The organism is Lysinibacillus sp. NPDC097162 (assembly GCF_044762185.1).
GTDB lineage: Bacteria > Bacillota > Bacilli > Bacillales_A > Planococcaceae > Lysinibacillus.
Map to the genome: position 1 here is coordinate 423,181 of NZ_JBIWDT010000001.1, position 19,669 is coordinate 442,849.

Sequence of the window (19,669 nt, forward strand, 5' to 3'; positions counted from 1 at the left end):
TTATGTCGAAACTTCAAAATGAAAAAGGTATGACCCTACTAGAAGTGCTAGCTGCGACCATAATAGTAACAATCATTTCGGTATTTCTACTAAGCATTTTAATAAATAGTAATAATACTAGTAATAAACAAATGAAATCGAGCATGCAATTAACTGATGCAAGCTATGCTTTAAAAGTCATTACTAAAGATGCACGTAAATCTACACAATTAAAATCCAGTGGTGATGAATATACATTAAAAAACAATCAAAACTCGGAAGAATATATTTATAAATTTAATCGTGAGGATCAAATACTAACAAGAAATACGGAAGTTATAGCTTCGAATGTTTTAAATTTTAAGATTGATAACATGGGGAACTATATTACGATTGAAATTACGCAACCAGGTAATAAACCCTTTTTATCAACTATTTATTTTAGAGGAGGGATTTAATGCTTAAATATATTAAACAAGAAAAGGGCTATTCTCTAATTTTAGTCGTTTTATTAGTTGCTTTAATATCCATTCTTGGTATCTCCCTTTTGACATTAACATCGAATTCGTTAAAAATTTCTACCAGTGAACGCGACGATCAATCGGTGTTTTATATTGCAGAGGGTGGCTTAAACAAAACGAAAAAGAATTTTGAGCAACTTGTATTAACTACATATGATGAAACTCGTTTAATATTCAACAAATTACCAGCTAAAGAGAGAACACCTGAAAAATTCAAAGCGCATTTTGTTAATGCATTTGATAGTAGTTTAAATACGCTCCCTAGTTCAGTAACTTATGAGGAACAATTTAAACAAAATCCTATTGCTGAGATTACAGTCGACCAAGTGAATTTGGAGCCATTGCAATATAAGATAAATTCCGTAGGGACATTAGGAAACAAAAATAGAATTGTTGCACAAACGATAACAATTGATTTGGGCAATGGAACTTCGACTGGATCGACGTTTACCAATACCTCTGCAATCCATGCTATAAAAAATATAGAACTTGGTGGGGGTACATTTAATGGGGATGTAGTCTCCGATAGCGGAAAAATCAGTATTACCCAAGGTGGAACAAATATTAAAGGCAAAATTGGAGTGACACCAGAAAATTTTTCAAAGCCAAGTTGGATGAATATTTCAAATGAGTTTATTGGGAATATTGCATTTCCTGAAAACATATTACCGTCTTTTCCGGAAAGTCTGTTTTCTAATTTAAGTTCAAAACCGCATACTAAGTCCATACAAGTAACGATTGATGGGAAAAAAACGCAACTAAATTTAGATAATAATTCAATTAAAATTGATGGTGGTGGTAATGGAAATATAAACGGAGTTGCAAAATTCAGTGGAGTTCTTCCTCTTACTCAAGATATGTATTTGAAAAATTTCACAGTTGCATCTAATAGAGTATTGACCATAGATGTAGGGGATTCAGATAAGAATTTATACATCGATAATTTTGCATTTAATGAACAGGGGAATTTTAACATAATAGGTTCAGGCAAACTGAACATTTATATAAAAGATAGTTTTAAATTTATGGGTAGTTCAACTATGAATAACAGTGGGAGTTTTGAAAATTTAAATTTATATTATAACGGGTCATCCAATATGGAGTTTGCTGGTGATTCTAGAACGAAGGCGTCTATTTACGTTAAAACTGCATCAATTAAGATTGATGGTTCAGGTAGCATACAAGGAAGTATTTATTCAGGTGGGCCAAGTATTTCTATAGGTGGGGGATCCTTTAATCATAATACGTATATTTATGCACCGAATGCTGAAGTGAAATTAAGTGGGTCAGGTACAGTGATTGGGGGGATAATGGCCTATAATGTGAAAAGTAGTGGTAATCCTACTGTTACTTATCAAAAGAATTCAAGTTCTGACATCACTTCTGGAGAAGAGATAAAGTATGAAGAAAATGATAATTTAACCATTTCTAATAGTATGCTTGAAGTAGAGTAATAGGTGAAAATAATTGCTAAAAGTGAGGTACTCTGTTATTAATTTCATTAAACAATTAAGGTCTGAACTCGAGATTATACGGGTTTTGGCCTTTTTTTCGTTTTGGCTAACCTATTATTCTCCTATTAATTATTAATTAATTGAATAATATAGCATAAAAAATGATGTCGGAATTCTGAAACATGCCAAAGTTTGGGTAAAAAGGTATATTCAAACGAGATACCTTTGTAGTATTATAAAAATATAGATATATAGTAATGATTTTAAATAATATAATAGACATTCATTTTTTCAATAAATTAGTAAAGGTTGTGAGGCTATGAAATTATATTTGAAGTTGGGTGCGATTATAGTAGGTTTAGTTGTGCTGTTAGCTTTATGGCTTCCGAATCTAATCATAGATCGTGCGCTAGCAAAAGGTGATGGCTCCACAATTGGAGGCGTTTTAGTAAAAAATTTAGAAGAGGATGCAATAGAGGTAGCTTTGCAAGAAGCTATTCGTGTTTGGCAAGATACGCCAATTACTGTTGAAGGTGCAGGTGTAACAACATCACTCGATCCAAAATTGTTAGTATTTGACGTCGCAAGTTCGGTGGCTGAATATCGCAATTTAACGGATAAGCCTTGGTTTGCCTTTTGGGAGGGAAAACGAACAGTTCATATTCCTTTACAAGTCATAGGGGACGAGCAGCTGACAAAACAGCTTGAATCTATGGGGGTATGGGAGGCAGAAACAACTTTAAATGAAGTTATAGCGCAAGCATCTTATTTAAATAAACATAGCATTGAAGCAACCGTTGCAGATACGACTTCTATGGAAGCAGAGCGATTAGCATTATCAATCGAGCAAATACCGACAAATGCAAAAGGTGTTTTAGCACTAGTAAATACGTTAAATGACTACATTATCGCTCCGAATGAGCCGTTCTCCTTGATAAGCGTTATAGGAGAAAAGGCAGAGGAAGCCAATAGTGAAGGGTTAAATTTTGTAGCTTCTTTAATTTATCATACGGTACTGCAAACAGAATTTGAGATTTTAGAGCGACATGCACAAGACAAAAAGATTGAGTATTTACAACAAGGTTTGGATGCAGCAGTCAATCGTGCATTAAATAAAGATTTGCAATTTATCAATGATGCCAATCAACCGAGTAAGTTAAAACTAATGATTGAAAACGACTCATTAAAAGTAGAATTATTAGCTCAAAACAAAGAAAAAGAAATTACCGTTCGTGTAAGTAAAGATAAAATCGTACAGCCGCGAATCATTACTCGCTATTCAAAAGATTTAGCCATTGGACAAGAAGAGATTATACAAAATGGACAAGAAGGTGTGCGAGTAGAAGTGTATCGATCGATAATGGAAAACGGTAGTTCTAGAGAAGAATTGGTGAGCCGTGATTACTACGCACCAATCAATAGAATTGTCGTTCAATCTTCAAGACAGCCTGCAGTAAGTGATGGTACAGGAAATACTTCAAATGATGCAGATTTACAGCTTGATTTAGATGGGGACGGATTAGCGGATTCGCCAGAACAACCTTCTAAAAATCCATCTACCAATAATAACACTTCGAATACAAGTGGATCTTCAAATACAACATCGTCGAATGATCCGGAAATTGTTTATGGTTACTACGATAAAGGCGGTAATTTTGTACAAACAAGTCCGTAATGAGAGGAGCATATGCAAATGGCTGTAAGAACTGGGCGTAAGCGTTTAGGGGATTTACTTGTTGAATCGGGAGTTATTACGAATGAGCAGCTAGAGTATGCTCTTACGACTAAAACAAAAGAAGAAAAGTTAGGCGATTTTCTAATTAAAGAAAATATCTTAACAGAGCAACAATTAATTGAGGTGCTGGAGTTTCAATTAGGCATCCCACATATTCATTTAAATCAATACTCAATAAGCCCGGATTTACTTCAACTCGTTCCTGCGGAGCTAGCAAAACGTGCAAATATTATTCCGATTCGACGTGAGAAAAACAAGCTATTTATCGCGATGGCAGACCCGATGGATTATTTCGCAATCGAAGAAGTCCGCATGGCGACAGGCTGTCAAATCGAAACGAGTATAGCCGCAAAAGATGATTTATATCGAACACTTACGAAATATTATGATTTACAGGAATCAATGGAAGCGGCATTGCAAGATATTGGGGCAACTGCTGGAGAAACACAAGTAGAAATCGAACGTGAAGATTCACCGATTGTGCGACTCGTCAATCAAATTATTGCGAACGGTGTTGCGCAACGTGCGAGTGATATTCACTTTGACCCACAAGAAACGGATTTACGGGTTCGATATCGTGTAGACGGTGTGCTGAAAACTGAACGGTCTTTGCCTAAGCACATGCAAAGTATTGTACTCGCTCGTATTAAAATTATGGGCAACTTAAATATTACAGAAAATCGTATTCCACAAGATGGGCGTATTAAAACAAATGTCAATTTCAAGCCAGTGGATATTCGACTTTCTACGCTACCAACTGTTTATGGAGAAAAAGTTGTCATGCGTATTTTGGATTTAAGCAATGTAGCGAATGCGATAGATCAGCTTGGCTTTACAGAGCGCAATGAAGCATTTTTCCGTAAAATGATTGCGCACCCGAATGGCATTATGCTCATTACTGGCCCTACTGGTTCAGGTAAGTCCTCTACATTGTACGCGGCTTTAAGTAACTTGAACGAAGAGGGCGTCAATATTATTACAGTAGAAGATCCTGTGGAATATCAGCTCGATGGCATTAACCAAATTCAAGTGAAAGAAGAAGTTGGGTTAACATTTGCAACTGGATTACGTTCTATTTTGCGACAAGACCCAGATATAGTAATGATTGGGGAAATAAGAGATTTGGAAACTGCGCAAATTGCTGTGCGTGCCTCCTTAACAGGGCATCTAGTGTTAAGTACATTGCATACAAATAGTGCGGTGGAATCTATTTCTCGTTTGCAGGACATGGGGGTAGAGCCGTTTTTACTATCTTCTTCATTAGTAGGTATTATGGCACAACGCTTAGTGCGTAAAGTATGTCGAGATTGTGGAGAAACCTATGCTTTTACGAATCACGAACTAGAAATCATGCAGAAAAACGGCATTGAAGGGGTAACACATGGCAGACGTGGAAGGGGCTGTCCTTCATGCAATCAAACGGGGTATCGTGGGCGTATGGCCATCCATGAAATTTTACCAATCGATCGGACGATTAAAGATTTGATTTTAAATCGTAGTGGAGATAGTGCTATTCGCGACTATATGAAACAAGAAGGCTATTACACGTTACTAGTAGATGGATTGTTAAAAGTTGTTGAAGGACAAACGACTACTTCAGAAGTATTACGTGTAGCAAATGTAGACTAGGATGTGAACCGTATGATGACAACATCGAGAAATATAGAAGAGCTTTTAACACGTTCATTTGAGGAAAAGGCGTCAGACTTACATTTAACAAAGGGGATTCCACCTGTATATCGCATCCATGGTCAGTTGGAGCATTACGGGACTGAACCGCTTATTTCAGAAGAATTACAAACGATGGTGAAAGCTATTTTACCTGACCATAAACTCCAAGAATTTCATGATAAAGGTGAAACGGATTTTAACTATTCATTGCCCGGGAAATGTCGCTTTCGTGTAAACGCCTATCATCAGCGAAATGAAATGACAATTGCGGCACGTTTAATTGAAGCAAAAATTCCGTCCATTGAATCGTTAAATATGCCTCAGGTGTTGTATCAGCTAGCTGAAAAACCACAAGGACTTATTTTAGTAACAGGTCCAACAGGTTCTGGGAAATCGACGACACTAGCTGCGATGATTGACTATATTAATGAAACGAAAGCAAAGCATATTATTACACTTGAAGACCCAATTGAGTATTTACATACACATAAAAAGTCGGTCATCAATCAACGAGAAGTAGGTGTGGATACACAAAGCTTTGCCAATGGTTTACGTGCTGCGCTACGTCAGGACCCTGACATGATATTAGTCGGTGAGATGCGTGACTATGAAACGATTTCAACAGCTATTACAGCCGCTGAAACAGGTCACTTAGTGATGGCGACATTGCATACAAGTAGTGCACCAACGACGATTGATCGTATTATTGATGTCTTTCCACCACATCAGCAAGGTCAAATTCGTGTGCAGTTAGCGAATGTATTAGTAGGGATTATTTCACAGCGTTTATTTATTCGAAAAGATGCAAAGGGGCGAATTGCAGCAACGGAAATATTAGTACAGGCACCGTCTATTGCTAACTTAATCCGCAATGAAAAGGTACACCAAATCCCAAGTGTAATGCAGACAAGCCGTGCGCTTGGTATGCACACATTGGAGTCATCCATGCAGCAGCTAATTGCAATGGGGAAAATTTCGTTGGAGGATGCAAGACCATATATGAATGCGGGTGAGTATCAGTGACCGTTTTTCGCTACAGCGGACGTACTAAAACTGGTACACACAAAAAAGGAATTATTGATGCAGTCAATAAAAAGGCAGCACTCGAAAAATTACGCACGCAAGGCATTAATGCGCGAGAACTGGAAGAGTCGAAAAGTCTTTTGCATAAAGAATTAAATCTCGGCGGTAAAGTGAAGCATCAAGATTTCGTTATTTACTGCCGTCAATATGCAACACTCATTCGCGCTGGGGTGTCAATCGTTGAAGCAACACATATTTTAGGTGTGCAAACGAAAAGTAAGCCACTAAAAAAGGCTTTGGAGCAAGTAGAAGAGGACATCCGTAGCGGTACTTCATTTTCAGATGCTGCGGCAAAGCATCCAAAAGTTTTTCCAGTGATGTTCGTTAATATGATGCGTTCTGGAGAGGCGACAGGTAATGTGGATGACACTTTAGAGCGACTAGCAGGTACGTTAGAAAAGCAATTTAAAATAAAGAAAAAAGTGCAATCAGCATTAACCTATCCAGCTATTTTATCGGTGCTGACAATAGCGGTAGGGATGTTTTTAATGATTTTTATCGTCCCCACATTTATGGCAACTTTTGAGGACATGGATTTAGAAATGCCACTACTAACGGTTATTGTTGTCAGCGTGTCAGATTGGTTAGTTAAATTTTGGTATATAGTGATTGGCATGTTCTTGTTAGCGGTCATCCTGTTTAGGTATTTTTATAACCATAATAAGCTCTTTCATTACAATGTAAATTATGTGTTATTACGAATCCCTGTATTTGGCGTTTTAATGCAAAAAAATGTCATTGCTCGGATGACGAGAACATTATCCTCCTTGTTTAGTAGTGCAGTGCCGATATTACATGCATTAACAATTGTTGAAAAAGTTGTAGGCAATCCAGTTGTAGGAAAGGTTGTTTTAGAGGCACGCGAAAATCTTGAAAAGGGTGGCACATTATCAGAGCCATTAGAAAAAAGCTGGCTATTTCCACCTTTAGTAACGCAAATGACATCGATCGGCGAAACAACAGGTTCGCTCGATTATATGTTAGAAAAGATAGCCGATTTCTATGAGGATGAAGTCGATCGCTCGGTCGATACATTAAAATCGTTAATCGAACCATTAATGATACTCGTTTTAGCAGGAGTAGTTGGTGTAATCGTAGCAGCAATCTTCCTACCGATGTTCGCACTCTATGAAAGTATGTAAACAATTGATGATTTAAAGGAGGTGATGTAGAAAATAACTAGCGTCGTTACGGGTGTACGTGTTTTCGCACTAATTATAAAAACATTATTAAAGGAGGAACACACCATGTTCAAAAAATTACTGAACAAAAAACTATTAAAAAACCAAAAAGGTTTAACACTTATTGAGTTACTAGCTGTAATCGTGATTTTAGCGATCGTAGCAGCCATTGCGATTCCTGCTATAGGGAATATTATTAACAATTCACGTGATAAAGCGACAGTGTCTGAAGCATTAAATTATATTTCTGGTGCTAAATTAGCGAAAATAGATGATGTTTGTGGAGAATCAGATAAAGCATGTACAGACAAGACAACAGATATTAATAAGTATATAGAGGGAATAGAAGGTACATTTACAATTCAATTAAATGGTAATGATTGGGAAATAACTTGGAGTGAATTAGAGATTAAAGATACTACAAAATATCCTTTTAACAAAACAGGTACATTTACAGAAACAGCATTAAAAAATAGTTTAGATAAATAGAATTAACCCTCCCAACTCACTCAGAAGCGTAGCCAATACTACGCTTCTGGTTGGGAAATGGATGGTTAATGTTTAGACACTTCATTCAGTTAAAAGGAGGCATCTTTTCGCATGTTTAAAAAGAAAAAGAATTCGCATGTGTCGATTGAAATAAAGGATTATGTTTTGCGTGCGCTTGTGGCAAAAGGTGCTGATCCATCGCAGTGGAAGGGCTATGAGTTGCCATTGGCGCAAGGAATAGTCGAAGGTTCAATAATCAATGATGAAATCGTATTGTTTGATATGATGAAAAATCATGTTGCCAAATGGGCTGGCAAGAAGCAAAATGCACGTATTTTTGTACCGGATACTTCCGTGTTGCTAAAGAGTTTTGAGCATCCGCATGATGTGGAGTCAAAAGAGTTAAAAAGCTACGCTGAAATGGAGCTTGGGCAAACGATTCATTTACCATTTCACGAGCCACTTATAGATGTTTATGATCCAACACCGAATGATGGACAAGCGATGTTATTTGCGGCTCCATCAGAAGAAGTAAATAAAACAATCGGGATGTTGCTCGATGCTTCGCTAGAACCGCAAGCTGCCGATATTCGAGCGTTATGTAATATTCGTCTATTAGAGCATATGCAATTACTAGAAATAGACAGAACATATTTAATAGCAGATTGGTCTATAAACGAATTGTCGATTAGTATTTATTCGTACGGTCAACTAGAGTTTTTACGCTATCAATCGTTTGAAACAAACTTAGCAAAATGGCAACCAAAAGAGCAGGAAGAGTTTAATTACTCATTCCATTTAATAGATGATCAAGATAATTATCAATTGATACTAACGGATCAAATTCTTGAAATTGATCGTATTATGAACTTTTTTAAATTCTCGTTACATAAAGGTGAGAAAAGTGTAGATGATATTTTCCTTCTTGGTGATAATCCTTTATTGCCAACGATTACAGAGTTTCTAAGTAATAATTTCACGACGCCCATTACGGTGTTAAATGATGCCATGGTACAAAAATCATTTCCTCAACTTTCTGAGAAGTTTGCGAGTCTAATAGGGCTGGCTTTGAAGGAGGTACACTGATGGTACCTGAAATTAACCTCTTACCTAATTTAGAAAAACAGAAATCAGCACCAATACTCTTATATATATTAATTATTGTACTCGTTGGTATCGTTTTAGCATTCATGATAATTCAATACTTCCAGGCGAGAGGCGAGATTACGAAATTAAATGCACAGGAAATAGAGTTGACGTCCCAGCAAGATCAGCTACAAATAGAATTAGATGGTATACGAAATATGAATGCAGGGTCACTTGAGCAATCGGTTCAATTTGTCAATCATGTAGCTTACCCTGTGACACCATTAATAGATGAGACGCAAGCATTATTGCCAGAGCAGACGTATTTACGGAATTATAAATTTGGTGAAACAACTATAGAAATTACCGCTGATTTTGAAACGATGTCAGCTATTTCAAACTATCTTGATCAATTAAACGTAAGCCCTTATTTCACTGATATTCAAGTTGGAACAATTGAAAATTTTGAGTTATCGATTGGGGAGCAGAGCGAAGTAAATTTGAAGGATAAATATCAAGAATTACCACGTTATTCGGTAACCATTACGTTGGCAATTGATTTTATTTATTTGGCTGGAGGTAGAGAATCATGACAAGCAGCAAAAACTCAGCGATTCTTCTGCTTACCGCATTAGTCGCAGCACTGTTATTTGCACTCTATTACTACTTATTAACCCCTAAATTGGAAGAGGTAGAAGCGAAGGAACGAGACGTTAGTGCACTTCAACAAGAAATTGCAACAATACAGGAGCAAATTGCTGCATTAGATACGATACAGCAATCACATGGTGTAAGTGTGCTTTCTTTGCGAAAAAAAGTGCCTCAAACACGTGCCATTGAAGGTGTTATTCGAAATATCGAAGAAATAGAAGCAGTCACAGGAACTCGGGTTGAAGCTGTAGAATTTAATAATTATGATTCACTCGTGATGGACTCTTCGATTATTGACCCAAACTCACCAGCAAATGAGGAGCAAGCGGTCACAGCACAACAACCTACTGAAAATAGCGAGCAAGCAGATAGTGAAGAAGGGGATAATGCATTACCAACGTCTACTATTGCTAAAGAATCATTACCAGCAGAATTGAAATTAGTGACGTTTAGTATTGATGTTGTTGCTATAGATACGAAGGCAATGCTTGAATTTTTAAAGGAAATTGAAAAAATTGAACGTGTGATGAAAATCGACACATTAGATATTACATTAACTGGGGAAGAGGCCGTATTCGAGGAGGATGCAGATTCATCCATTAAAGCTACTGTTCAGGTAACAACCTTCTATTATGAGGGAGAACAATGATGTAAAGGCGCGCATACTCCAAAGTATGGGCGCTATGTTAGTTTAGGAGGCAATAAAAATGGAAATGGCTTATACAATACTAGTATTTGTATTTGGGCTAGTTTTTGGATCGTTTTTTAATGTTGTAGGCTTACGTGTGCCGTTAAAGGAGTCGATTGTTAAGCCACCCTCTCACTGTACGAGCTGTCAAAGACAATTAACGGCAATTGATTTAGTGCCCGTTTTGTCCTATGTTTTTTTAGCAGGTAAATGTCGTAGCTGTGGACAAAAAATTTCGTGGATTTATCCACTAATGGAGTTGTTAACAGGCGTATTATTCGCCTTTTCATATTGGCAATTGGGCTTTAGTGAAGAGTTTATCGTAGCGATACTATTGATTTCATTATTAGTAATCCTTGTCGTATCGGATTTTGCGTATATGCTTATTCCTGATAAAGTGCTTTTGTTTTTTTTACCTTTATTAGCAATTGGGCGAGTGTTTTCGCCATTAACGCCTTGGTGGGATAGTATCGTAGGTGCCGTCGTTGGCTTTGGCATATTATATGGTATTGCTGTTGTATCACGTGGCGGTATGGGCGGTGGCGATATTAAATTATTCTTTTTACTTGGACTTGTACTTGGTACAATAAATACATTATTGACATTATTTGTAGCGGCGGTAATTGGTATGATTGTCGGGATAATCGTGCTCAAAGTACGGCAACAAGGTCGAAAAACGCCGATTCCTTTTGGACCTTCCATTGCTTTAGCTGCAATTATCGTGTATTTCTATGGGGATGTCATAATTGATTGGTATGTAGGATTATGGTAAGGGGGTATATGGATGAAACCGATTATTGGTATTACAGCATTTGCAGAGGACGATTTATCGTCAAGATTGAATGTAGCCTATAGTAAAAGTGTCATTGAGGCTGGTGGCATTCCACTTATTATTCCACTAGGGGTAGAGGAAGATGTAGCACAAATTTTATCGTTGACGGACGGTTTATTATTATCTGGTGGTCATGATGTGCATCCATTTGAATTTGGAGCGGAGCCTCTACCGAAGCTAGGACAAATACATCCAGAACGAGATAAGGTGGAACTTGCCTTAATTCATGCGGCTTTTACAAGAAAAATGCCAATTTTGGGGATTTGCCGTGGCATGCAAATACTTAATGTTGCGTTAGGTGGAACTTTATACCAAGATATTGATAGCGAATATCATAGTAGTAAGCTGTTAAAGCATACACAACAAGCGGCTCGGGGTGTTGCTACACATTATGTACAAATTACGCCAGATACGTTGTTAAAATCAATTATCGAGGAAGAAAAAATTGCTGTGAATTCATTTCACCATCAAGCTGTAAATGTATTAGCAGAGAAGCTAATCGTTGCAGCGAAATCGAGTGATGGTCTAGTTGAAGCGTTCGTGCACGAAGACTATCCGTTTTGTTTAGCAGTGCAGTGGCACCCAGAAGAACAAGCAGTTGTAGGGGATTTAGCTGCACAGAAGCTTTTTACAGCCTTTACTGAGGAGAGCTTAAAATATAAAAGAGAAGCATGAGTGCTTCTCTTTTTTGTTTGCTAAGTATGAGAATGCATTAGTGTACACGGCGATATAAGCCGACTACTTGTCCTAAAATTGAAACTTGGTCTACAATAATCGGTTCCATTGTAGCGTTTTCTGGCTGTAAGCGGAAATGATTTTTTTCTTTGAAGAAGCGTTTAACTGTTGCTTCATCTTCTTCTGTCATTGCAACGACAATATCACCGTTATCTGCTGTTGCTTTTTGCTTCACGATGACTAAATCGCCATCAAAAATACCCGCCTCGATCATCGATTCACCCATGATTTCTAACATAAATAGTTGATCTTCACTTGTACCGTAAATATCAGGTAATGGGAAATATTCGTCGATATTTTCGATGGCAGTAATCGGTGATCCAGCTGTTACCTTACCAACAAGCGGTACATGGATGACGCTTTGCTTTTGAATTGAATCTTCTGGCTCTAAAATTTCAATGGCACGTGGCTTAGTAGGGTCTCGTCGAATAAAGCCTTTTTGCTCTAAACGAGCTAAATGTCCATGAACCGTTGAGCTTGAAGCAAGTCCAACTGCTTCCCCAATCTCACGTACAGATGGCGGATACCCTTTTGCACGTACTTCTTCTTTGATAAACGCTAGTATATCCTCTTGTCTTTTCGAAACTTTTTTCATGATTGCTCACCTCTTTTTTTATATCATTCTTCTTACTATCTTCTTACTAGATAGTATAGCAGAATGCGAACACTTATGCAAACATAGGTTCGAAAAAGTGTTTGACAAAAACGTCTGTTCGCTTTATCATAAGAACATACATTCCGAACAAACATTCTTAAAAGGGGATATGATGAATGAATTGGTTTAAAAAAAATACACATATTTCAATTTTATTAGGCGCATTTTTACTATTTGCAGGTTATCTTGTTATAACTGATCCTGGAGACATTACTTACACTGAAATTTATATCGAACATGGCGATAGCTTATGGTCGTTAGCTGAGCAATACCGTGGTAAAATGGGTATGGACGACTGGATAAAACTTGTGAAAGCCGAGAACGAATTACATAGCGTAAAAATAGTTGCTGGAAAATCACTCGTTATACCAGTAGTGGGTGACAATCAGACACCCACCAATTCAATTGAAATTGCGAGAAGTGAAAGATGATGAATAAACAAAGAACGGCTGTAATTTACTGCCGTGTGAGCACCGAAAAAGAGACACAAAGTTCTTCATTGGAGCGTCAACAAGAAGAATTACTTCGTTATGCTAAGGAACAAAACTACGATGTGAAAAATGTTTTTTTGGATAAGCATAGTGGGTATGATGTTGAACGCGAAGGATTACTTGAAATGCTCGATTATATTAAAGAAAAAGAGATACACGCATTATTTGTGCAAGATGAAACGCGTTTAGGGCGTGGTAATGCACGAATGGCTGTACTTCATTTATTGCAAAAAACGGAAACAGATGTTTTTTCTATGCGTGATGCAGGGCCTGTACAATTGAATGAGATGGATACGATGTTGCTCGAAATTTTAGCTATTGTTGAGGAATATCAACGTAAAATCCATAATGCGAAAATTCGTCGTGGTATGCGCCGTGCAGTAGAAAATGGCTATCGTCCTGAACATAACCTTTCCAATCGTGGCAATCCAAATGGTCAGGAGCGTAAGGAAGTGCCTATAGAAGAAATTGTGAAGCTACGAAATCGGGGCTTTACCTATGAGGAAATTGCTACGACACTAAGAGGTCTTGGCTTCGATGTAAGTAAGGCAACCGTACATAGGCGTTATCAAGAACATCAAGAAAGGTTAGCGGGCAATTAATTTGCCCTGCTAATCTTTTTTCATGTTTAAAAACACTCCTGATGTAAACTGTCCAACTAGGTAGGAGGGCAAGATTAATTTCATGTTAAAGCTACCCATTCCTCTTGCAAAATAGCGTAATAGTATTCATCCCACCAACCGTCACCATATGGTATGCATTTTTTAAAAAATCCTTCACGTTGCATACCGATTTTTTCCATCACTCGGTAGGAGGCAATATTTTCAGGCTGGCATGTAGCGATAATTCTATGAAGCTTCATTTTCGTAAACCCGTAATCCAATAGGGCGTGCGCTGCTTCTGAAGCATAACCTTGACGATAATATGCAGGATTCAACACCCATCCAATTTCATATGTATGTTCGCCAAAGTAGGGATGGAAAACTAGATGACCAATGACTTGTTGCTGATCATGTAAAACAATAGCAAAATGTTGTGCTTGCTCACCGCTATTATCTGTTATAAATTTTTGTACCTGTTCTACAGTTAAAACACCTTCTGGCATATAGTGCATCACCGATTTATCAGACATATAACTATAAACAGCTTGCAAATCTTGTTCTTCAAATTTTCGGATATGTAATCGTTGTGTTGTGATGTTCACCTTATTTCCTCCAATAAAGTATAAATTTTTTCCTTGTATAATTAGTTATACACGACTAACATCTGGAAGTCATGTAAATTATGGCTAAGAAGTGTTTTTAAGGGTTGGTATAACTGCATTTTAAGGGAAACCATGCTATACTTTGCATACTGAAGTGATAAAGGTATTGAAAGGTGTGTAACAATGTTATCAAAAGAAAAAATTAATCGAATTAATGAATTAGCAGCAAAAGCAAAAGCGGGCAACTTAACAGAGGAAGAAGCGAAAGAGCGTACTTCTCTTCGCAAAGAATATTTAGATACATTTAGAGCGTCAATGCGCGATACGATTGAAAATGTTAAAGTTGTCGATGAAGAAGGTAATGACGTTACACCTGAGAAGGTAAAACAAGCGAAAAAAAATAAATTTTTAAATTAATATGTCACATTTAATCCAGTACTAGAACATTTGGATATTCTATTGTTATATCTGGATAATATTCATCATTCAATTCTTACATTTTAAATGGCAAGTTACAAAATGATGATAAAGTATGACATAAATCTCAAATAGTATAACAAAAGCATTGTTTTCTAGGACAATGTTGACTAAACTGTAGTAGAACAATATATAGGACGAGAAAGGATGTCACAACATAATGACTCAACATGCGGATCAACTAGCGATTAATGCTATCCGAACATTGTCAATTGATGCAATTGAAAAAGCAAATTCAGGTCACCCAGGCTTACCGATGGGGGCAGCGCCAATGGCTTATACGCTTTGGACAAAACAACTTCGCCACAATCCGGCTAATCCAAAGTGGTATAACCGCGATCGTTTCGTACTTTCAGCAGGTCACGGCTCTATGCTTTTATATAGCCTACTTCACCTTGGAGGTTACGGCCTTCCAATGGAAGAAATTCAAAACTTCCGTCAATGGGATTCATTAACTCCAGGACATCCAGAATACGGTCATACTGTTGGAGTAGAGGCAACTACAGGTCCTCTTGGACAAGGTATTGCCATGTCAGTTGGTATGGCAATGGCAGAGAGTCATTTAGCTGCTACTTATAATAAACCAGGACATGATATTGTCGATCACTATACATTTGCACTTTGCGGCGATGGCGATTTAATGGAAGGTGTTGCAGCTGAAGCGATTTCATTAGCTGGTCACTTAAAACTTGAAAAATTAATCGTATTATACGATTCAAACGATATTTCATTAGATGGTGATTTAGAAAAATCATTCTCTGAAAACGTACAAAAACGCTTTGAGTCATATGGCTGGAACTATTTAAAAGTTGCTGATGGCACAGAAGTAGAAGCTGTTAACAAAGCAATCGAGGAAGCGAAAAAATCTACTGGCAAGCCAACACTTATTGAAGTGAAAACAGTAATTGGTTTCGGTTCTCCAAACAAGTCAGGTAAATCTGATTCTCACGGTGCTCCACTAGGTACTGATGAAGTTGTATTAACAAAAGCAGCATACGAATGGGCGCATGAACCATTCCAAATTCCTGCTGAAGTATATGATACGTTCAATGCAGCTGCTGAAGTGCAAGGTGCACAATCAGAAGCGGCTTGGAATACGAAATTTGAAGCATACAAAGCTGAGTTCCCTGAATTAGCAACTCAATTCGAAAATGCTATGAATGGTAAGTTACCAGAAGATTTTGCAGCAGAATTGCCAGTATATGAAGCAGGTAAATCTGTAGCAACACGTTCTTCTTCAGGTGATGCTATTAATGCGATTGCGAAGAAAACTCCATCATTCTTTGGTGGTTCAGCTGACCTTGCAGGCTCGAACAAAACGACGATGAAAGGCGCAGGCGATTTCTCAGCAGACGATTATGCTGGTCGCAATATTTGGTTCGGTGTGCGTGAATTTGCAATGGGCGCAGCAATGAACGGTATGGCTCTTCACGGTGGTCTAAACGTCTTTGGTGGTACATTCTTCGTATTCTCAGATTACGTACGTCCAGCTGTTCGTCTTTCTGCATTAATGGGTCTTCCTGTAACATATGTATTCACACATGACTCAATCGCTGTAGGGGAAGATGGCCCAACACATGAACCTATCGAACATTTAGCTTCATTACGTGCAATGCCAAATCTTTCTGTTGTACGTCCAGCAGATGCAAATGAATCTGCAGTTGCTTGGGAGCTTGCTGTATCTTCTGAAAACACACCAACTGTATTAGTATTATCTCGTCAAAACTTACCAGTGCTTGACGCGTCAATTGAAACAGTTCGCGAAGGTGTTACAAAAGGTGCTTACACTGTATCACCTGCTTCTAAAGAAGTAGCAGATGCAATTATAATTGCAACAGGTTCTGAAGTTTCACTTGCTATCGAAGCACAAAAAGCATTAAAAGCTGATGGTATGGATGTAGCAGTTGTGTCAATGCCGTCAATGGATCGCTTCGAAAAACAAGATGCAGCATATAAAGAATCAGTTCTTCCAAAAGCTGTGACTAAACGTCTTGCAATCGAAATGGGTGCATCATTCGGTTGGCATAAATACACTGGCTTTGAAGGAGACGTTCTTGCTATCGACAAGTTCGGCGCTTCTGCACCAGGTGAATTAGTAATGGAAAAATACGGTTTCACAGTAGAAAATGTTGTAGCGAAAGTAAAAGCGCTATAAAATTTGGCTATAATACAAAATACCGCAACGCTCTAATTGAGCGCTGCGGTATTTTTTTGAGTAATTTATGAGGAATCGCCGATATAAGTGCATGAATCGCCGATAGCACGAGGGAAATCGCCGATAGAACGTGGCGAATCGCCGATAAAACATGGCGAATCGCCGATAAAACATGGCGAATCGCCGATAAAAATTAGAGAATCGCCACTAAAACAGCACAAATCGCCGGTAATCTCGTGACACTCATAATATTACTTGGCCAAACCATTTTGGAAGGCGTAGACGACGGCTTGTGTACGATCTTGAACATCTAATTTGGCTAAAATATTGCTGACATGGGTTTTCACGGTTTTTAATGCGATGTATAAGTCATCAGCAATTTCTTGGTTAGCCTTGCCCTTTGCCATTAGTAGAAGAACTTCCATTTCACGGTCAGTTAATTGTTCATACAGTGGTGTGTTCGAACCGTAGCGCATACGGTGCATCATTTTAGTTGTGACTTCTGGCTCCAAAACGGTTTCCCCACCGATTGTTTTACGGATGGCGTCAGCAATTTGCTTAGCGTTGGATGTTTTTAAAATATAGCTGACCGCGCCAGCCTCCAAAGCCGGATATACTTTGTCATCATCTAAAAAGCTTGTGACCATCATGATTTTCGCTTCTGGCCAGGCTTCTAATATTTTGGCAGTCGCTTCCGCTCCTGTCATTACAGGCATGACATTGTCCATTAAAATAATATGGGGGCGAAGGGCGAGGGCACGTTCTACAGCCTCTGCACCATTTTCCGCTTCACCAACAACGGTAATATCAGGCTGTGCTGACAAGTAGGCAGATACGCCAATTCTGACCATCTCGTGGTCATCCACTATTAATACTTGTATCAACTTCAACAACCTCCTTCTGTAGGGGAACTTTGACCTCTACAATCGTACCTTCTCCAGGAACAGAAACAATTTTATACGTACAGCCAATTTCAACCGCTCGCTCGGCTATATTTTGTAGTCCATAGGAAGTTGATTTATCAGCTTCCACATCAAAGCCGAGGCCATTATCCTGAATACGTAATATCGCTAAACCATCTCGAGCAACAAGAAGTAGTTCAACCTCAGTTGCTTTAGAATGACGCAACGTATTTGATAAAGCTTCTTGCGCAATGCGGAACAAATGATCTTCCTCTGCCTTCGATAAAGACATTTCCTCTAGCTCATATTCAATATGAAAATATACTTTTTGTTGAAGCTCGATAATTAATTCCTCTAAGCCTTGGGCGAGTGTTTTATTGTGCAGAGCAACAGGACGTAAATGTAATAATAATGCCCGCATTTCAAGCTGTGCCTGCTGTACAATTTTTTCTACTTGCTTTAAGCTTTTAGCATTTTCATCGCTTTCTGTTAGAGCAGAAAGTAACATGGAAGCGGCAAATAATTGCTGTGAAACGGAGTCATGCAGTTCACGTGCAAGACGTTGACGTTCAGCAATAATGCGCTCTTGAATGACTTTATCATTCGCTTCCGCGCGTTCATTGGAAAGTCGCTGTAAACTTTTTCGCTGTGTATCGATTAGCTCGCTCGTTTGAACAAGTGCTTTTTTCAACGGTTTCGGTAATGCCTGTTTTTTTGGAAGAACGAAATCTGGCTCGATTAATTCCTTCACAAAGCGAGTAGCTTGTGCCTCTCGCGCTCGAGCTGTCATACTAATCCAGCATGAAATGATGAAACTAAGAGCAAACAGACTTATTAAAATTACGCCACCTAGCGGCATATTATCATAATTTTGTTGCCATAAAGGTTGCCAAACTTTTTCATTTGGTTCGCCCCAGACAGCAAAGAGAAGGCCGAATGCTGCACCAATTAATATGAAAAATAAAGTAAATACTCTTGAAAGAAATGCAATCATTTACGTAGCACCTCCAAATCTCCTAGCCATGTAGCAACGTGTATAACGAGGGTACGCTTTGCATCTTCATGGTTACCATCTGAGAACACAATACTTTCATTCAGGAGCCGCTGTGGACCGCCTTGTAGACATGTGAATTCACCAAATAACGTCGTGTAGTGTAATCGAAATGGAATTTCATAAGGAACATATATTTGCACTTTGCCAATTCCTTGTCGTATTGTAACTAGACTTGGGCCAGCAGGTAAAATCGTTTGGGTTGTATCGATCGTAATGTCACCAGCAAGACGTTGGATTTGTACATCTTGCCATTTATAGGCATCTACAGGTGCAGGTATTGTCCCAAATAGTTCATTTTTATTTGCTGGAAGCTTTTCGAATTCTAATGTAACGATTTTCGGTTCATTTTCTCGTTGTAAGTATTGATAGAGCATGTATAAGAGCAAAATAACGATAAATAGGCGCAAACTCCACATTGTAAAGAGGGAGATGGCGATAAAGAAAATTCCAGTCCATTTTAAAAATCGTATGTTTTTCGAAAAGCTTAAATAGAGTATTACAGCTCCAATTATTAAACAAAAAGCGCCACCATTATTGAAAATTGTGAGCTCTACAAAAACGAGTAAAAAGAAGCATAGTACCCAAAATGTAAGTTTATTTGTTGTAAAGTTTTGCAAGAGGGTCAC

At 38.1% G+C, this 19,669-nt stretch carries 21 protein-coding genes; 16 read left to right on the forward strand and 5 right to left on the reverse strand.

All coding sequences use genetic code 11. From position 1 onward, the window contains the following. Positions 1-2: 2 nt before the first annotated feature. The 12 genes from ACIQXW_RS01965 to ACIQXW_RS02020 all read left to right on the forward strand — a co-directional run bounded on the left by ACIQXW_RS01965 (position 3) and on the right by ACIQXW_RS02020 (position 12,045). A complete protein-coding gene (locus ACIQXW_RS01965) occupies positions 3-437 on the forward strand; it encodes a PulJ/GspJ family protein (protein ID WP_401019009.1) in 435 nt (144 codons plus the stop codon). Next, positions 437-1,954, forward strand: coding sequence for a DUF7305 domain-containing protein (locus tag ACIQXW_RS01970; protein ID WP_402759593.1), 1,518 nt, complete (start codon positions 437-439; stop codon positions 1,952-1,954). The genes ACIQXW_RS01965 and ACIQXW_RS01970 overlap by 1 nt, the downstream gene beginning before the upstream one ends. Before the next feature lie 319 nt (positions 1,955-2,273). Continuing rightward, the gene (locus ACIQXW_RS01975) at positions 2,274-3,629 is read left to right on the forward strand and encodes a VanW family protein (RefSeq protein WP_402759594.1); all 1,356 of its coding nucleotides are present in this window, start codon (positions 2,274-2,276) and stop codon (positions 3,627-3,629) included. 18 nt (positions 3,630-3,647) lie between these two features. After that, positions 3,648-5,318 (forward strand): GspE/PulE family protein, encoded by a 1,671-nt coding sequence (locus ACIQXW_RS01980; RefSeq protein ID WP_340825591.1) that lies wholly within the window; start codon positions 3,648-3,650, stop codon positions 5,316-5,318. 12 nt (positions 5,319-5,330) lie between these two features. Further along, a complete protein-coding gene (locus ACIQXW_RS01985) occupies positions 5,331-6,383 on the forward strand; it encodes a type IV pilus twitching motility protein PilT (RefSeq protein WP_402759596.1) in 1,053 nt (350 codons plus the stop codon). After that, positions 6,380-7,585: a type II secretion system F family protein gene (locus tag ACIQXW_RS01990; protein WP_401019005.1), complete on the forward strand. Its 1,206-nt coding sequence runs from the start codon at positions 6,380-6,382 to the stop codon at positions 7,583-7,585. Before ACIQXW_RS01985 ends, ACIQXW_RS01990 begins: the two co-directional genes overlap by 4 nt. Before the next feature lie 105 nt (positions 7,586-7,690). Beyond that, complete coding sequence (locus ACIQXW_RS01995) at positions 7,691-8,113, forward strand: prepilin-type N-terminal cleavage/methylation domain-containing protein (RefSeq protein ID WP_402759597.1); 423 nt, start codon at positions 7,691-7,693, stop codon at positions 8,111-8,113. Positions 8,114-8,224: 111 nt separating this feature from the next. Beyond that, complete coding sequence (gene pilM, locus ACIQXW_RS02000) at positions 8,225-9,199, forward strand: type IV pilus biogenesis protein PilM (protein ID WP_402759598.1); 975 nt, start codon at positions 8,225-8,227, stop codon at positions 9,197-9,199. Continuing rightward, positions 9,199-9,792, forward strand: a complete 594-nt coding sequence (locus tag ACIQXW_RS02005) for a PilN domain-containing protein (protein WP_402759600.1) — start codon at positions 9,199-9,201, stop codon at positions 9,790-9,792. The genes pilM and ACIQXW_RS02005 overlap by 1 nt, the downstream gene beginning before the upstream one ends. Then, positions 9,789-10,499 (forward strand): potassium transporter, encoded by a 711-nt coding sequence (locus tag ACIQXW_RS02010; RefSeq protein WP_402759602.1) that lies wholly within the window; start codon positions 9,789-9,791, stop codon positions 10,497-10,499. The genes ACIQXW_RS02005 and ACIQXW_RS02010 overlap by 4 nt, the downstream gene beginning before the upstream one ends. A gap of 58 nt (positions 10,500-10,557) precedes the next feature. Next, positions 10,558-11,310: a prepilin peptidase gene (locus ACIQXW_RS02015; RefSeq protein WP_402759604.1), complete on the forward strand. Its 753-nt coding sequence runs from the start codon at positions 10,558-10,560 to the stop codon at positions 11,308-11,310. A 12-nt stretch (positions 11,311-11,322) separates the two neighbouring features. Next, a complete protein-coding gene (locus ACIQXW_RS02020; protein ID WP_340825583.1) occupies positions 11,323-12,045 on the forward strand; it encodes a gamma-glutamyl-gamma-aminobutyrate hydrolase family protein in 723 nt (240 codons plus the stop codon). A gap of 37 nt (positions 12,046-12,082) precedes the next feature. Here the strand turns inward: ACIQXW_RS02020 and lexA are convergent, their stop codons facing one another. Next, entirely contained in the window at positions 12,083-12,700 is a 618-nt protein-coding gene (gene lexA / locus ACIQXW_RS02025) for a transcriptional repressor LexA (protein WP_024361531.1), read from the reverse strand. Between the two features lie 176 nt (positions 12,701-12,876). Here lexA and yneA point away from each other — a divergent pair, with 176 nt between their 5' ends. Continuing rightward, positions 12,877-13,191, forward strand: coding sequence for a cell division suppressor protein YneA (gene yneA / locus ACIQXW_RS02030; protein WP_340825581.1), 315 nt, complete (start codon positions 12,877-12,879; stop codon positions 13,189-13,191). Next, positions 13,188-13,853 (forward strand): YneB family resolvase-like protein, encoded by a 666-nt coding sequence (locus tag ACIQXW_RS02035; RefSeq protein ID WP_340825580.1) that lies wholly within the window; start codon positions 13,188-13,190, stop codon positions 13,851-13,853. Before yneA ends, ACIQXW_RS02035 begins: the two co-directional genes overlap by 4 nt. A gap of 80 nt (positions 13,854-13,933) precedes the next feature. Here ACIQXW_RS02035 and ACIQXW_RS02040 read toward each other — a convergent pair whose 3' ends face one another. Next, positions 13,934-14,455, reverse strand: coding sequence for a GNAT family N-acetyltransferase (locus tag ACIQXW_RS02040; RefSeq protein ID WP_401018997.1), 522 nt, complete (start codon positions 14,453-14,455; stop codon positions 13,934-13,936). A gap of 183 nt (positions 14,456-14,638) precedes the next feature. On the opposite strand from ACIQXW_RS02040, the gene ACIQXW_RS02045 reads away from it, so the two are divergent. Together ACIQXW_RS02045 and tkt are read left to right on the forward strand one after the other, a co-directional pair. Further along, positions 14,639-14,872, forward strand: coding sequence for a DUF896 domain-containing protein (locus ACIQXW_RS02045; protein ID WP_340825578.1), 234 nt, complete (start codon positions 14,639-14,641; stop codon positions 14,870-14,872). Between the two features lie 220 nt (positions 14,873-15,092). Beyond that, positions 15,093-17,087 (forward strand): transketolase, encoded by a 1,995-nt coding sequence (tkt, locus tag ACIQXW_RS02050; protein ID WP_340825577.1) that lies wholly within the window; start codon positions 15,093-15,095, stop codon positions 17,085-17,087. A gap of 251 nt (positions 17,088-17,338) precedes the next feature. Here the strand turns inward: tkt and ACIQXW_RS02055 are convergent, their stop codons facing one another. Genes ACIQXW_RS02055 through liaF form a run of 3 tightly spaced genes read right to left on the reverse strand, consistent with a single transcriptional unit; the run spans position 17,339 to position 19,660 of the window. Continuing rightward, entirely contained in the window at positions 17,339-17,971 is a 633-nt protein-coding gene (locus ACIQXW_RS02055) for a response regulator transcription factor (protein WP_340825576.1), read from the reverse strand. After that, positions 17,946-18,983 (reverse strand): sensor histidine kinase, encoded by a 1,038-nt coding sequence (locus tag ACIQXW_RS02060; protein WP_340825575.1) that lies wholly within the window; start codon positions 18,981-18,983, stop codon positions 17,946-17,948. The genes ACIQXW_RS02055 and ACIQXW_RS02060 overlap by 26 nt, the downstream gene beginning before the upstream one ends. Then, on the reverse strand, positions 18,980-19,660 hold the full coding sequence (liaF, locus tag ACIQXW_RS02065; RefSeq protein ID WP_402759608.1) for a cell wall-active antibiotics response protein LiaF: 681 nt from the start codon (positions 19,658-19,660) through the stop codon (positions 18,980-18,982). Before liaF ends, ACIQXW_RS02060 begins: the two co-directional genes overlap by 4 nt. Positions 19,661-19,669: the final 9 nt, after the last annotated feature.

What these genes read in the sequence shown, in the direction of transcription:
- ACIQXW_RS01975 (WP_402759594.1), top strand. Translation starts at nt 2,274, where the DNA reads ATGAAATTATATTTGAAGTTGGGTGCGATTATAGTAGGTTTAGTTGTG.
- yneA (WP_340825581.1), top strand. Translation starts at nt 12,877, where the DNA reads ATGAATTGGTTTAAAAAAAATACACATATTTCAATTTTATTAGGCGCA.
- lexA (WP_024361531.1), bottom strand. Translation starts at nt 12,700, where the DNA reads ATGAAAAAAGTTTCGAAAAGACAAGAGGATATACTAGCGTTTATCAAA.
- ACIQXW_RS02005 (WP_402759600.1), top strand. Translation starts at nt 9,199, where the DNA reads ATGGTACCTGAAATTAACCTCTTACCTAATTTAGAAAAACAGAAATCA.
- ACIQXW_RS01970 (WP_402759593.1), top strand. Translation starts at nt 437, where the DNA reads ATGCTTAAATATATTAAACAAGAAAAGGGCTATTCTCTAATTTTAGTC.
- ACIQXW_RS02015 (WP_402759604.1), top strand. Translation starts at nt 10,558, where the DNA reads ATGGAAATGGCTTATACAATACTAGTATTTGTATTTGGGCTAGTTTTT.
- tkt (WP_340825577.1), top strand. Translation starts at nt 15,093, where the DNA reads ATGACTCAACATGCGGATCAACTAGCGATTAATGCTATCCGAACATTG.
- ACIQXW_RS02060 (WP_340825575.1), bottom strand. Translation starts at nt 18,983, where the DNA reads ATGATTGCATTTCTTTCAAGAGTATTTACTTTATTTTTCATATTAATT.
- ACIQXW_RS01985 (WP_402759596.1), top strand. Translation starts at nt 5,331, where the DNA reads ATGATGACAACATCGAGAAATATAGAAGAGCTTTTAACACGTTCATTT.
- ACIQXW_RS01980 (WP_340825591.1), top strand. Translation starts at nt 3,648, where the DNA reads ATGGCTGTAAGAACTGGGCGTAAGCGTTTAGGGGATTTACTTGTTGAA.
- ACIQXW_RS02020 (WP_340825583.1), top strand. Translation starts at nt 11,323, where the DNA reads ATGAAACCGATTATTGGTATTACAGCATTTGCAGAGGACGATTTATCG.
- ACIQXW_RS01965 (WP_401019009.1), top strand. Translation starts at nt 3, where the DNA reads ATGTCGAAACTTCAAAATGAAAAAGGTATGACCCTACTAGAAGTGCTA.
- ACIQXW_RS02045 (WP_340825578.1), top strand. Translation starts at nt 14,639, where the DNA reads ATGTTATCAAAAGAAAAAATTAATCGAATTAATGAATTAGCAGCAAAA.
- pilM (WP_402759598.1), top strand. Translation starts at nt 8,225, where the DNA reads ATGTTTAAAAAGAAAAAGAATTCGCATGTGTCGATTGAAATAAAGGAT.
- ACIQXW_RS02035 (WP_340825580.1), top strand. Translation starts at nt 13,188, where the DNA reads ATGATGAATAAACAAAGAACGGCTGTAATTTACTGCCGTGTGAGCACC.
- ACIQXW_RS02010 (WP_402759602.1), top strand. Translation starts at nt 9,789, where the DNA reads ATGACAAGCAGCAAAAACTCAGCGATTCTTCTGCTTACCGCATTAGTC.
- ACIQXW_RS01995 (WP_402759597.1), top strand. Translation starts at nt 7,691, where the DNA reads ATGTTCAAAAAATTACTGAACAAAAAACTATTAAAAAACCAAAAAGGT.